The sequence below is a fragment of the Paludibacter sp. genome (assembly GCF_009712605.1).
GTDB lineage: Bacteria > Bacteroidota > Bacteroidia > Bacteroidales > Paludibacteraceae > Microbacter.
Genome location: NZ_WASO01000014.1, coordinates 137,399 through 150,151, shown reverse-complemented (window position 1 = coordinate 150,151; position 12,753 = coordinate 137,399). Strand labels below are relative to the sequence as shown.

Below are 12,753 nucleotides of genomic sequence, written 5' to 3'. Positions count from 1 at the left end.
TGTCCTTTTTATTTCTCAAGCTCTTTTTTCAGCAAAACCAAAGCTTCTATGGTGGCGCGGGTAATATTTCTGTCTCTGAGTTTTCCAAACTGAAAACACTCGCTCACTACCTTATCACGAACAGCTACAGCAATCCAAACCATTCCAACGGGTTTTTCCGGAGTTCCTCCGTTCGGGCCGGCAACTCCAGAAGTAGCCACTGCAACATCCGTCTTGAATCTCGATTGTACGCCACGCACCATCTGTTCTACCACCTGTTGGCTCACAGCTCCGTAGGTATTCAAATCCGACTCAGACACGCCCAGAATGTTATGTTTTATTTCATTTGCATAAGCAACAACGCTACCTTTATAATAATCGGAGCTACCCGAAACCGAAGTGATTAAGTGCGCTATATTTCCACCGGTACAACTTTCAGCAGTAGCCATGGTCATTTTCTTCTGTCGCAACAAGTTTCCCACAACCACCTCCGGAGTAATATCTTCAAGTGCAAGAATTGCATCACCCAGAATAGGTTTTACTTTCTCTATTTGCGCATCCAGCACACGCGACAATTCCTGCGGATCATTCATTGAAGCTGTCAGCCGGAGACGCATCAATCCTATTTGAGGCAAATACGCGAGTTTGACAAAATCAGGCAGGTTATTTTCCCACTCCTCAAGTTTAATAGCCAGCGCTGACTCAGAATAACCACCCACAATTATATGGCGATGTTGTATTGAAGGTACCCTGAAATATTGTTTCAAGCGTGGAATAATCTCGTTATTCATCACCGTTTTCATTTCCACCGGCACACCCGGCATCGAAACCAGTATTTTACCGTCCCGTTCAAACCACGTGATGGGTGCTGTGCCGACAGTGTTGGAAATCACGGTTGCCTTTTCAGGAACCATTGCCTGCATTCGGTTCAGCTCATTCATTGCTCCGGGGCGTCCGGCTAGGAAGGCTTCAATATTTTTATAAATTCTTTCGCTAAACACCATTTTCGTTTCAAAGAACTCACACAATGTTCGCAAGGTAATATCATCTTTGGTGGGACCTAATCCGCCTGTTACCAAGACAATGTCCGTTTTCTCCAACAATCTTCCGATTGTGTCTTTAATTTCATCGGCGTCATCACCAATAGATGTAATACCCCTTACCCTAAATCCTTCTTTTGCGAGCTCCGCCCCCATCCATGCCGAATTAGTATCGACAACCTGACCCAAAAGCAATTCATCTCCAATCGTAATTATTTCGACATTCATAATTTCGCAGTTTTAGTCAATACAACAAATATCCTTATAAACAGGGATTTCTCTCAAATAACTCATTTGCATCGATTCGTAGTCCAAATGACAACAAAAATGCTTCATCCCGTTACTCACCAACAGATATTCGACCTTCAGTTCCCAAACGTAACGCGCTATCTGATCAAATACACTCTGCGTTATTTCAACTGCAGGCGCTTTGTATTCTGCAATAAGCAAAGGCATTCCAAAAGTGTCATACACCACCGAATCACACCTTCTGATCAAACCGTTTTGGCGCAACGAAATTTCATTTCCAATCCTTGCAGCAGGAAAACCTTTTTCGTTTACCAAAAATTCGATAACGTTCTGACGAACCCATTCCTCCGGAGTTAGCATCACATATTTCTTGCGTAAACGATCAAAAACAAGACGTTTGCCATCTTTTTCCTTAAAACGAAACGAATATAACGGTAAATTCAGTGGTAACATTGCTTCAAAATAAAACATACTTAACACACAGATACTCCCCAAACATTGAGATTAAAGCCTCCCTGTGTTTCAAAATGACAAAGTTACCACCTTCATTTGTAAATTTGAAAAGAAACATGCGCTTGATAGCAACAATTTTTGTAATTTTGCAAACAAATTTTGTTACTGCGTTGTATGTCATCATCCTTACATTCAAAAGAAAACCTGGAATTTATAACTGTAGCTGCTGAATTTTGTCTGTTTTTAGAACAACTTCCTGAAATCGACAAGAAACAATTTCTAAACCGCGCTATAAAATACCTGCCGCTTGTCTATCTGAAAACATCCCTATTGCCCTTCAATAGCGATAATTACGAAGCAGAACCCGAACGCATCGTGACAGAAACAGACTATGAACTTGTAAGGGGGAATATTGCATCACTGATGGGAATGGATGATAACTATCTGGAAGTATTTCACCCAGACATGCAATACTCCGACACACCGATTGCGGCGACAATTTCGGAAGATTTAGCTGACATTTATCAGGAACTCAAAGATTTTCTGTATAATTGTCAGATCGGGAGCGACGAAGCCATGCAGGATGCCTTAACATATTGTCTTTCGGCATTCAAAGATCATTGGGGACGCAAGCTGTTAAACGCCATGCGTCCATTGCACCAGGCTTTTTACAACGACAATAACGAAGAAGATATTGACACAACCTCAACTCCTGCGGACGATGAGCGTGATATTCCATTTCTAAAATATCAACGCAGAGAGTAACCTTTTTGAACAGAAACCAAATAATGACTTATCAAGCATCAATAAGCAAAGAATCTATAGCAGGACTGCCTACAGCCGCCTTTGATGGCAAAATAATTGTAGTGCATTCTGTTGAAGAACTGGAGTATGCTATAGCGTACTTATCAGAACACAAACTTATTGGCTTTGATACAGAAACCAAACCTTCATTTTCACGGGGACAAAGCCACAAGGTCGCTCTCTTACAGCTATCAACCGATGAAATTTGCTTTTTGATCCGCCTGAATGAAATTGGTTTTCCGCAGGTTTTAGTGGAGCTTCTGAATAACATTGATGTAAAAAAGGTCGGACTTTCCCTTCGTGACGATTTCAAAGCATTAAGCAAACGCGCACATATTTACCCAGACAGTTTTGTCGATCTGCAGAATGTTGTGCATGAATATGGCATAAAAGATCAGAGCCTGCAAAAGATCTACGCCATTCTTTTTGGCAAACGTATATCTAAATCCCAACGCTTATCAAACTGGGAGGCATCGGAATTAACTCCGGCACAACAACTATACGCAGCTACCGATGCCTGGGCCTGCCACCAAATTTACCAAAAACTCAAACAAGACGTATGATTTTACCGAAAATAACGCTAAAAAGAGGAAAAGAAGAAGCTCTTTTACGTTTTCACCCCTGGATTTTTTCCGGAGCTATTCATCGCATAGAAGGAAATCCGCAGGAAGGTGACATTGTAGAAATTTACACCGCACAACAACAATGGATTGCAATAGGCTACTACCAAATCGGAAGTATTTCTGTTCGTATTCTGTCCTTCAAACCCTTGGAAATTAACGATCAGTTCTGGCTGGCAAAAATTCAGAACGCTTACAACATAAGAGTAACGCTCGGACTGGCTCAGAACCCACAAAACACGACATACCGGCTTGTACATGGCGAAGGGGATAATCTTCCGGGACTTGTGATCGATGTATACGACACGACAGCTGTTGTACAGGCGCATACCGTTGCGATACACAATGTTCGTCACACCATTGCTTCCGCATTAATGCAAACCGTAAAAGGCCTTGAAAATGTTTATTACAAATCAGAAGGAACTTTACCATTCAAAGCAGACGTAACTCCAGAAAACACCTATTTGGTGGGTCAGGAAACCGATTGCATTGCTATGGAACATGGACTTCGGTTTCATGCAGACTGGTTACGCGGCCAAAAAACAGGTTTTTTCGTGGATCAACGCGAAAACCGTCTTTTACTTGAAAAATATGCTAAAGGACGTTCTGTTCTCAATATGTTTTGTTACACCGGCGGCTTTTCATTCTATGCTCTGAGAGGGGGAGCACAGCTTGTTCATTCGGTTGACAGTTCTGCAAAAGCAATAGAACTCACCAACAAAAATGTAGCACTGAATTTCCCCGACGAGACAAGACATGAAGCCTATGCCGAGGATGCTTTCAAGTTTCTCGAACAGGCAAAAGACAAATACGATCTCATCATATTAGATCCACCGGCTTTCGCAAAACACAAGAATGTTCTGAGCAACGCATTACAGGGTTATAGAAAACTAAATGCGAAAGCATTTGAACAGATCAAACCTAACGGAATTCTGTTTACATTCTCCTGTTCACAGGTTGTTTCAAAGGAACAATTCAGGCTGGCCGTCTTTTCAGCCGCTGCACAATCCGGCCGAAATGTAAGAATTCTGCATCAGTTAACCCAGCCGGCGGATCACCCTATCAACATATATCATGCTGAAGGTGAATATTTAAAGGGACTTGTTCTATATGTTGAATAACCAAAATACCACTGATTATCAACGATATAAATCTGTTAAGAAAATTTATTCACTATAAATTACGTTAATAACCAACAGTTCTTGTTCATACCACTTGGAAAACGTAAAAATACACTGTACCTTTGCATTGTGTTTTTCATGGTATTAGATTTAAGGTTAACAAGGATTGTGGTTGTCGGGAGACAACCCTTTCTATTTTAAATTCGATTTTATTCCACAAGCCAAATTGGCTTTCCAATAAAAAACAAGAGAGTAAAGAGATCAAATTCTTTACTCTTTTTTATTTGGCATAAATATACATAAATTAATTTGAAAAAACCTCAAATTATTTGGAGACAGTGCTTTCCACTCCTTACCTTTGCACTGTGTTTTTCATGGTATTAGATTTAAGGTTAATGAGGATTGTGGTTGTCGGGAGACAACCCTTTTCTTTTTTAAACAAACTCAAATTGGTATACCACTACCTCACGAGCACAAAACACAATATCCCACTAAATATCTGCTCATTACGCAAAATACAAGAAATCCAAAACATAAATGAAAATTAAAATCAATTAATTTATATAAATTATTTTGGTTGACCAGTTCAAAATCCATTACCTTTGCACTGTGTTTTTCATGGTATTAGATTTTAAGGTTAATAATTGATTGTGGTTGTCGGGAGACAACCCTTTCTTTTTTAAATACTTACTAAAAAGCACAATCTCCCTCTCCTTCCCCAAAACACCAAACACACTACATATCAACGACTTAAACAATCGACCAATTCATCTTCCATTAAAAGTCTATTAATCAATACAAAAAAAGTGCAAAAAATTTGGTTTACCAACCGTTTTACGCTTATCTTTGCACTGTGTTTTTCATGGTATTAGATTTAAGGTTAATAATTGATTGTGGTTGTCGGGAGACAACCCTTTCTTTTTTTAAATACACCCGTATTATAACACATCTTAGACGCTTCATATAAAACTTCACGGCAAAACAAAGGAAACTCTCCCGAATGCAACATTCGCACGTTTATTCCGTTATCTTTGCATCAATTTAATTGTATTATGTCACACACGATGCCACGATATTCATTCTTCAGCAAACTCATTCTTCTGTGCTTTTTCATCACATTTGCAAACACAGCCTTTTCCCAGAAATCTTTCGCACCGGGAGAAGTATTAACGTATAAGGCTTATTACCACTGGGGAGTCCTCTGGCTACCGGCAGCCAGCATTACACTCAAAGTATTACCAAACGAAAATCCAAATTTTCTGACCATCAAAGCAAACGGAATAAGTTTCAAACGGTACGACCTCTTTTTTAAAGTTCGTGAAAATTTTGAATCAACCATATTCAAAAATACGTTATTGCCAATTGAAGCGAGACGCAATGCAGTTGAAGGATCCTATTCTGCTCAGGAACACTATCGTTTCAACGACTCGGCCAATACCATCGATTATAACATTTCTGTAAACGAAGGAAAAACTAAAAATGCCGGTAAAATAGAAAAGGCTGACGGATATTTCGACATGTTGTCGGCCGCCTACTACATGCGCGAATATGATTTTTCCAAGCTAAAACTCAATCAAAAAATCCGTGTAAATACCATCATAAACGGAAAAATATATCCGATTGAAATTCAGTATGTAGGAAACGAGACCTGCAAAGACAACAACAACAAGTCATACATGTGCGCAAAGTTTGCAGCAAGCACTGTCCCCGGAACCATTTTCAAAGGAAATGAGAAAATTTCGATTTGGATGAGCCTCGATTCTGCCAAAATACCGGTTAAAGTCACTTCAAAACTCAAGATTGGCGAAGTGAACGTTGAATTAACTGGTGCATCCGGCATAAAATAGGCCTCGCAGAATTTGACTGATAGTCGAAAAATGTGTAACTTGCAGTGTTATTCGTCTGACACATAACTGCATTACATATTTTTTTATCTATGAGAGTTATCGACCTGATAAACAACAGTAAAACGACTGCATTTTCGTTCGAAATCCTGCCACCACTCAAAGGAAATAGTATCGATTTAGTTTACAAAACCATTGATTTACTGCGACCTTTCGATCCAAAATATATAAACATCACCACACACCGGAGCGAAATCGTATACAAAGAGACCGGTCCAAATCTTTTTCAGCGTGTTGCCGAACGGCATCGTCCCGGCACAGTAGCCATTGCAGCGGCTATTCAAAACAAATACAAAGTCAATGTTGTCCCCCACATTATTTGCAGCGGTTTTTCAAAAAGCGAAACCGAATATGCATTGATCGACCTTCAATTTCTGGGGATTACTGACCTACTGGTTCTGCGCGGCGACAAAGCCAAACACGACAAAGCTTTTATTCCGGGCGAAGAAGGACACGCCCATGCAATCGATCTGCAACAGCAAATCAACGATTTCAACAGCGGAAAGTTCATGGACGGATCAATCATCAAACAACCGGTTTCAACCTTCTCATACGGCGTTGCAGGTTACCCTGAAAAGCATGACGAGGCACCCAACCTGGACTCTGACATCCACTGGCTGAAAGAAAAGGTGCGTTTGGGAGCTGAATATGTGGTTACCCAAATGTTTTTCGACAATGAAAAGTATTATGCATTCGTGGAACGTTGCCGTAAAGAAGGAATCACAGTGCCTATCATTCCGGGCTTAAAACCGATAACTCTAATGAATCAGTTGACTGTTTTGCCAAAAATTTTCCACGTGGACATTCCTGAACCTTTAGCCACCGAACTGGCCAAATGCAAAACTGATGCCGAAGCGCTCGAAGCAGGCGTAGAATGGTGTACAATGCAGGCTCAGGACTTAAAACTACACGGAGTACCCAGCATCCACTTTTATACAATGATGGCCACACAAAGCGTTAAACGCGTAGCCGAGAAAGTATATTAAATCCAGAACATAGGACAAAGAGTAAAGAACAAAGACCGCCGTCTCTGAAGTCTTTACTCTTTATTCTTTTATCTTTATTCTAAAATGCCCGAAGCCTGCACGCTATATGAACTGAATGAACGGATCAAAGATGCGATTGCCGTTTCATTTTCTCAGCCATTATGGGTAAAAGCCGAGATCAGCGAGATACGCGAAAATGCAAACGGACATTGTTACCTCGAACTAATCGAGAAAGACGCAAAAAGCGACCGTATTACGGTACGAAATAAAGCTACCATCTGGTCGTTTACTTACCGAATGCTGAAACCCTACTTTGAATCAGCCACCGGAGAACAGCTACACGCCGGCGTAAAAATTCTGATTGCTTGCACGGTAGAATACCACGAACTTTACGGATTAAGTCTCAACATCTCTGACATTGATCCAACCTATACACTTGGTGAAGTTGCTCTCCGACGCCAACAAATCATCAATCAGCTACAGGAAGAAGGCATTGCCGATATGAATAAAGAGATGGAATTAGCTGTTGCTCCCCAGCGCATTGCTGTAATATCTTCGGCAACCGCCGCCGGATATGGAGATTTTCTCGACCAATTGCAGGGCAATAGCTTTGGTTTTCAGTTTTATCCGCACCTTTTTCCGGCCATCATGCAGGGAGATCGCTCCGAACAATCGTTAATAGAAGCGTTGGACAACGTCTATCAGCACATCGATAAATTTGATGCGGTGGTGATTATCAGGGGAGGTGGCGCCTCGGCTGATCTAAGCTGTTTTGACCGCTATTCGCTGGCAGCACACACAGCGCAGTTCCCTTTGCCTGTTCTGACCGGCATCGGGCATCAACGTGACAATACCATTCTCGATATGGTAGCGTATGCTTGTTTGAAAACGCCCACAGCCGTTGCTGAATTTCTGATTAACCGAATGCAGGAAGCTTTCGGTTTACTGGAAGAACAACAAGAAAATCTGGTTCAGTTCGTTAATGAGATCAGCGAAAAGCATTCCAATCGTTTGAAAGAGCTCACACGCAAATTGCCACAGCTTTTGCTCGGGAGAACTACTGAACATAAAATGCTGTTGGAACGCTACAAGCTACAACTAAAACAGGCTTCGAAAGCAATTATCGTCACTCAAAATCAGAAATTATCCGGCTACAGTCAACCTCTCTCCGGACTGGCTAACCGCATAATCAAGGAACAACAACACCGACTCGAACAAAAAGAGCTGCAATTGAAATACATTAATCCACTAACCATCCTCGAAAAAGGGTATACCATGACTTATGCCAACGGGAAACGGGTAACCAGCGTTGCTAATGTGCAATCCGGCGATCGCATCACGACAGCATTTAAGGATGGAAATATAGAAAGTATTGCAGAATAAAAAGAGAGCCGACTAAGTTCAATCCTTAGTCGGCTCTCTTTTGAAATTTTGGAATCCTAAATCCTGAAATTTTATTTATTCTCCTACATAAACAGGCTCTGATGCTGCGCTCTCTTGATGCAGTCGATTGAGAGAGGTAATGACATATTTCGCCTTTTCCTTCGGATCGGGAACAATGTAGTACGGATCACGCACAATCTTCACAATCTTTGCTCCGTTGTTCAAATCGATATTTTCATCCAAGCCAAAACGGTAAATACAGTAATAGGCCGATTGCTCTAACTCTTTTTTCGCCTGAGCACCTTGCCAAATCACTTTCAGCTTGCAATTATCGATCGTAAATCGCAGACCCGATATAGGAGCCGGAGTCACTTTTTCCATCGCAGGATATACCGGAATCAAGGACGGAATGCGTTGATAGTGTTGCGCCAGCGTATCGAGCGATCCGAAAGGATTTTCGCGCATCTGATAGCCCGACCACCAGATATTCCCCTGAATATTGGGAGTTTCACGTGTCAATCGCATTTTTTCGGCGAACTGCGTCTTATTCGGATCTTTCAAATCTTTTTCGTTGAAAGTGGTGATGCTTTGACCAACATAGACGTTGGTTCCATAGCTATTCTTGCTCCACCAGTCAACCAGCGTTGCATAATCAGCCGCCTTGTGACCAATTTTCCAGTAAAGCTGTGGAGCCACATAATCGACCCAATGATTTTTCTGCCAAAGCAACACATCGGCATACAGATCGTCATAATTGGAAAGGCCATTTGTTTTGCTACCGTCAGGAGTGCTACCCACATTACGCCAAATACCAAACGGACTCACGCCAAACACCACCCAGGGTTTTTCGTGATGCACGGTTTCGTTCACCTCTTTAATAAGCTGGTCTACATTATTCCTGCGCCAGTTAGCACGATCGTCTTTTCCAAAGCCTTGCTTTTTTGCGTATTTTTTGAACGATTTTGCATCATTGAACTCTTCGCCTTTGATAGGATACGGGTAGAAATAGTCGTCAAAATGAATACCGTCAACATCATAACGTTCCACGATATCTTCCACCACCTTGTTGACAATCTTACGCGATTCGGGCTGACCCGGATCGAAATACAACTGCTTTCCGTAATGGATAAAGAGTTTCGAGTGTTTCTTGTTCATCTTCGATAACACTTCCGACTCACTGCTGGTTACACGGTAAGGATTCAGCCACGCATGGAGCTGCATACCACGTTTGTGACACTCCTCAATCATAAAGGCAAGCGGATCCCACATCGGATTAGGCGCTTTGCCCTGTTCGCCGGTCAGATAACGACTCCAGGGTTCCAGTTTGGACTCATAAAACGCGTCGGCCTGCGGACGAACCTGAAAGATAACGGCATTCATACCAGCCTTCTGAAAACTGTCGAGCATATTTGTCCACTCTTTCTGAATGGCTTCTGCTTTCATAGTGCGATATTTCCAGTTGCCGACCGTGTGGATCCACACACCACGAAACTCACGTTTAGGAACTACTTCCGAATAAACCGAAAGCGAAATCAGGAAAGCTAATGCTAATGTCAGAACAGCTCTGATATTCTTGAAAATCATTATAAATTCTGGATTGATTATTTACTTACGTAATAAATGATGGTGTCTTTGGCAGCCTCAACGCTTGGAGTAAGCGCATGATAGAGGATTTTATCGTCGGAAACATATTCCGGCAAATTGACCTCTTCCACCTTAAAACCAACAGAGCGCATCCGGTCGGCATAATCGCGACCATACTCACGCACGTGATCTTTCTGTCCGAAGTGTTTCAAGCGTTCTTCGGGCGCAGTGATCGTTTTATCTTCGTAAGTCACGGCACGATCCAGATTGACCGGAGACTGAACGATGCCCCATCCGCCGGGTTTCATCACGCGATAGAGTTCTCGCATGGCCAGCAAATCATCGTCCACGTGTTCGAGGATGTGGTTGCAAAAGATAACATCAAATTTATTTTCTTCGAACGGAATAGACTGAATATCCATCTTGACACGTGCCAACGGCGATTCCAAATCAGCCGAATAGTAATCGATATTCGACATAGCACCAAAACGTTTGATAAAACAGTATTCGGGAGCAATGTGCAACATCACGCTCTGTTTGGTAAAAAATTCGGTTTTGGCCTGCAAAAAGAGCCAAATCTGACGGTGCCGTTCCAACGACAAGCACGAAGGGCAAAGCGCATTTTCACGGGAATTGACATAGCCATAAGGCAACAATTTGCGGAAACGGTGATGACACACCGGGCATTCATATTTACTACCCACATAGAAAACGGAACTGGCTCTTACAGCCACATGAGCGAAAAGTTGCAGATACTTTCGGGGAATATGGTTCAGCACGAACCGGATAAGCTTCTTCATTATTTAATGTAACATTTTATAGACTAATTCTTTCAGGAGATCTCCCGCATCAGTCGACACATTCTCGATTCCTTTGGAGTGGGCATCACATTCGCGCAACCAGGCAATAATCCGCAGTGTTTTGGCTGCTGAGAAGCGTTTGGCTGCCGCCTGAAAATCCTTCACAAAATAGGGATTAACGCCCAATTCACGAGCCACATTTGCCTGACTTTTGTCCTGCAAATAGTGATACACCATCAGGTTGCTGAAAAAATTGAACAGAACGGAGAGGGTGACAATAATCGGATTATTCTTGGGATTATCGGCAAAATAGCGGACAATGCGATTCACTTTCAACACGTCGCCGGCCACGATGGCACTTTGCAATTCGAAGTTATTAAAATCCTTACTGATGCCAATGTTCTTCTCAATCAGCTCTGGAGTGATCGTGGGTTCGGAAGCAGGTTTGGTAATAAGGAGTTTGTCGAGCTCGTTGGCCACCTTGCTCAAATCGGTTCCCAGAAATTCGGTGAGCATAAGAGCCGCCTTCTCGGAGATTTTCACCTTCCGATCGGCCAGATATTTTACAATCCAGGGCGGAATCTGGTAGTCGCGCAACTTCTCAGAAACAAACAACACCCCGTTTTTTTCAATCTCCGAGGTTACCTTTTTCCGTTTGTCGAGCGTACCGTATTTATGGCAAAATACAAGAATGGTGGATGCAAGCGGTTTTTGCAGATAGAACGACAGTTCGTCGATCGCCTTCAACTGCTGCGCCTCTTTGACGATGACCACCTGATATTGCGATCCCATCGGGAAACGTTTGGCAGCATTAATCACCGTACGAATATCAGTATCTTTACCATACAGCACTGTTTGGTTGAACGATTTTTCCATCTCGTCCAGCACGTTTTCTTCGATGTAATCGGCGAGCAAATCAATGTAGTAAGGTTCCTCTCCCATAAAGTAGTACACCGGGGCATACTCCTTTCGCTTGAGTTTGTCGAGAATCTGTTCGTATGAATCTGATTTTTTAGCCATTACTCGAAACGCAAATGCTTGATTGTACTACTGTTATTCATGATCGAACTCAAGGCTTTCACTCCAATACGTAAATGCTCTTCCACAAAATTCGCAGTCACATTATTATCGCTGGCCTCGGTTTTTACCCCATCCGGGCGCATCGGCATATCTGAAACGAGCAACAACGCTCCTGTAGGAATACTATTGAAGAAACCTACAGAAAACAAGGTGGCAGTTTCCATATCTACGGCCTGAGCACGGGTATTGTGCAGATATTCTTTGAATTCTTCATCATGTTCCCACACGCGACGGTTGGTCGTATAAACAGTACCAGTCCAATAATCCTTACCAAAGTCACGGATATTGGAAGAAACGGCACGCTGCAACATAAATGCCGGTAGAGCCGGAATTTCAGGAGGAAAATAATCATTTGACGTACCTTCACCGCGAATGGCTGCAATTGGAAGGATATAATCACCATTACGGTTTTTATCTTTCAAGCCGCCACATTTCCCAAGGAAAAGAACGGCTTTAGGCTGTATGGCTGTAAGTAAGTCCATAATCAACGCAGCATTGGGACTACCCATTCCGAAATTGATGATGGTAATACCATTGGCCGAAGCGTTGACCATATTTCCTTCGTTATAGACGGGAACGCCGAAACGTTCTGCAAACATCTCCACATAATTGTTGAAATTCGTCAGCAAAATGTATTGGTCAAAATCTTCCAATTGTCTTTTGGTGTAACGAACCAACCAGTTTTCAACTATCTCTTTCTTTGTCTTCATGCGAAAAATTATTTTGCGTTCAAAGATACAAATTTTCGGC

The 12,753-nt window shown here is 42.2% G+C and carries 12 protein-coding genes; 6 read left to right on the top strand and 6 right to left on the bottom strand.

All coding sequences use genetic code 11. The annotated features are described in order from the left end of the window. Positions 1-8: 8 nt before the first annotated feature. Both F8N35_RS10940 and F8N35_RS10935 read right to left on the bottom strand, forming a co-directional pair. Positions 9-1,247 (bottom strand): CinA family nicotinamide mononucleotide deamidase-related protein, encoded by a 1,239-nt coding sequence (locus F8N35_RS10940; protein ID WP_293052700.1) that lies wholly within the window; start codon positions 1,245-1,247, stop codon positions 9-11. 12 nt (positions 1,248-1,259) lie between these two features. Next, entirely contained in the window at positions 1,260-1,721 is a 462-nt protein-coding gene (locus F8N35_RS10935; protein WP_293052697.1) for a type I restriction enzyme HsdR N-terminal domain-containing protein, read from the bottom strand. Positions 1,722-1,895: 174 nt separating this feature from the next. Here F8N35_RS10935 and F8N35_RS10930 point away from each other — a divergent pair, with 174 nt between their 5' ends. The 6 genes from F8N35_RS10930 (at position 1,896) to xseA (ending at position 8,539) form a co-directional block, all read left to right on the top strand. After that, complete coding sequence (locus F8N35_RS10930) at positions 1,896-2,486, top strand: DUF5063 domain-containing protein (protein ID WP_293052694.1); 591 nt, start codon at positions 1,896-1,898, stop codon at positions 2,484-2,486. 23 nt (positions 2,487-2,509) lie between these two features. Continuing rightward, positions 2,510-3,088: a 3'-5' exonuclease gene (locus F8N35_RS10925; RefSeq protein WP_293052691.1), complete on the top strand. Its 579-nt coding sequence runs from the start codon at positions 2,510-2,512 to the stop codon at positions 3,086-3,088. Further along, positions 3,085-4,266, top strand: a complete 1,182-nt coding sequence (locus F8N35_RS10920) for a class I SAM-dependent rRNA methyltransferase (RefSeq protein ID WP_293052689.1) — start codon at positions 3,085-3,087, stop codon at positions 4,264-4,266. The genes F8N35_RS10925 and F8N35_RS10920 overlap by 4 nt, the downstream gene beginning before the upstream one ends. Before the next feature lie 1,052 nt (positions 4,267-5,318). Then, positions 5,319-6,113, top strand: a complete 795-nt coding sequence (locus F8N35_RS10915; RefSeq protein WP_293052687.1) for a DUF3108 domain-containing protein — start codon at positions 5,319-5,321, stop codon at positions 6,111-6,113. A gap of 89 nt (positions 6,114-6,202) precedes the next feature. Further along, on the top strand, positions 6,203-7,156 hold the full coding sequence (metF, locus tag F8N35_RS10910; protein ID WP_293052685.1) for a methylenetetrahydrofolate reductase [NAD(P)H]: 954 nt from the start codon (positions 6,203-6,205) through the stop codon (positions 7,154-7,156). An 84-nt stretch (positions 7,157-7,240) separates the two neighbouring features. Then, the gene (gene xseA, locus F8N35_RS10905) at positions 7,241-8,539 is read left to right on the top strand and encodes an exodeoxyribonuclease VII large subunit (protein ID WP_293052683.1); all 1,299 of its coding nucleotides are present in this window, start codon (positions 7,241-7,243) and stop codon (positions 8,537-8,539) included. A 75-nt stretch (positions 8,540-8,614) separates the two neighbouring features. Here xseA and F8N35_RS10900 read toward each other — a convergent pair whose 3' ends face one another. The 4 genes from F8N35_RS10900 to F8N35_RS10885 are packed head-to-tail and all read right to left on the bottom strand — an operon-like array spanning position 8,615 to position 12,713. Then, the gene (locus tag F8N35_RS10900) at positions 8,615-10,123 is read right to left on the bottom strand and encodes a family 10 glycosylhydrolase (protein WP_293052680.1); all 1,509 of its coding nucleotides are present in this window, start codon (positions 10,121-10,123) and stop codon (positions 8,615-8,617) included. Between the two features lie 17 nt (positions 10,124-10,140). After that, entirely contained in the window at positions 10,141-10,923 is a 783-nt protein-coding gene (locus F8N35_RS10895; RefSeq protein WP_293052677.1) for a methyltransferase domain-containing protein, read from the bottom strand. A 3-nt stretch (positions 10,924-10,926) separates the two neighbouring features. Beyond that, positions 10,927-11,943, bottom strand: coding sequence for a DNA polymerase III subunit delta (holA, locus tag F8N35_RS10890; RefSeq protein ID WP_293052675.1), 1,017 nt, complete (start codon positions 11,941-11,943; stop codon positions 10,927-10,929). Next, positions 11,943-12,713: an AMP nucleosidase gene (locus F8N35_RS10885; RefSeq protein WP_068704984.1), complete on the bottom strand. Its 771-nt coding sequence runs from the start codon at positions 12,711-12,713 to the stop codon at positions 11,943-11,945. The genes holA and F8N35_RS10885 overlap by 1 nt, the downstream gene beginning before the upstream one ends. Positions 12,714-12,753: the final 40 nt, after the last annotated feature.

Coding starts and splice junctions, on each gene's coding strand:
- F8N35_RS10930 (WP_293052694.1), top strand. CDS start 1,896: ATGTCATCATCCTTACATTCAAAAGAAAACCTGGAATTTATAACTGTA.
- F8N35_RS10915 (WP_293052687.1), top strand. CDS start 5,319: ATGTCACACACGATGCCACGATATTCATTCTTCAGCAAACTCATTCTT.
- xseA (WP_293052683.1), top strand. CDS start 7,241: ATGCCCGAAGCCTGCACGCTATATGAACTGAATGAACGGATCAAAGAT.
- F8N35_RS10925 (WP_293052691.1), top strand. CDS start 2,510: ATGACTTATCAAGCATCAATAAGCAAAGAATCTATAGCAGGACTGCCT.
- F8N35_RS10885 (WP_068704984.1), bottom strand. CDS start 12,713: ATGAAGACAAAGAAAGAGATAGTTGAAAACTGGTTGGTTCGTTACACC.
- F8N35_RS10895 (WP_293052677.1), bottom strand. CDS start 10,923: ATGAAGAAGCTTATCCGGTTCGTGCTGAACCATATTCCCCGAAAGTAT.
- F8N35_RS10935 (WP_293052697.1), bottom strand. CDS start 1,721: ATGTTACCACTGAATTTACCGTTATATTCGTTTCGTTTTAAGGAAAAA.
- F8N35_RS10940 (WP_293052700.1), bottom strand. CDS start 1,247: ATGAATGTCGAAATAATTACGATTGGAGATGAATTGCTTTTGGGTCAG.
- metF (WP_293052685.1), top strand. CDS start 6,203: ATGAGAGTTATCGACCTGATAAACAACAGTAAAACGACTGCATTTTCG.
- F8N35_RS10920 (WP_293052689.1), top strand. CDS start 3,085: ATGATTTTACCGAAAATAACGCTAAAAAGAGGAAAAGAAGAAGCTCTT.
- F8N35_RS10900 (WP_293052680.1), bottom strand. CDS start 10,123: ATGATTTTCAAGAATATCAGAGCTGTTCTGACATTAGCATTAGCTTTC.
- holA (WP_293052675.1), bottom strand. CDS start 11,943: ATGGCTAAAAAATCAGATTCATACGAACAGATTCTCGACAAACTCAAG.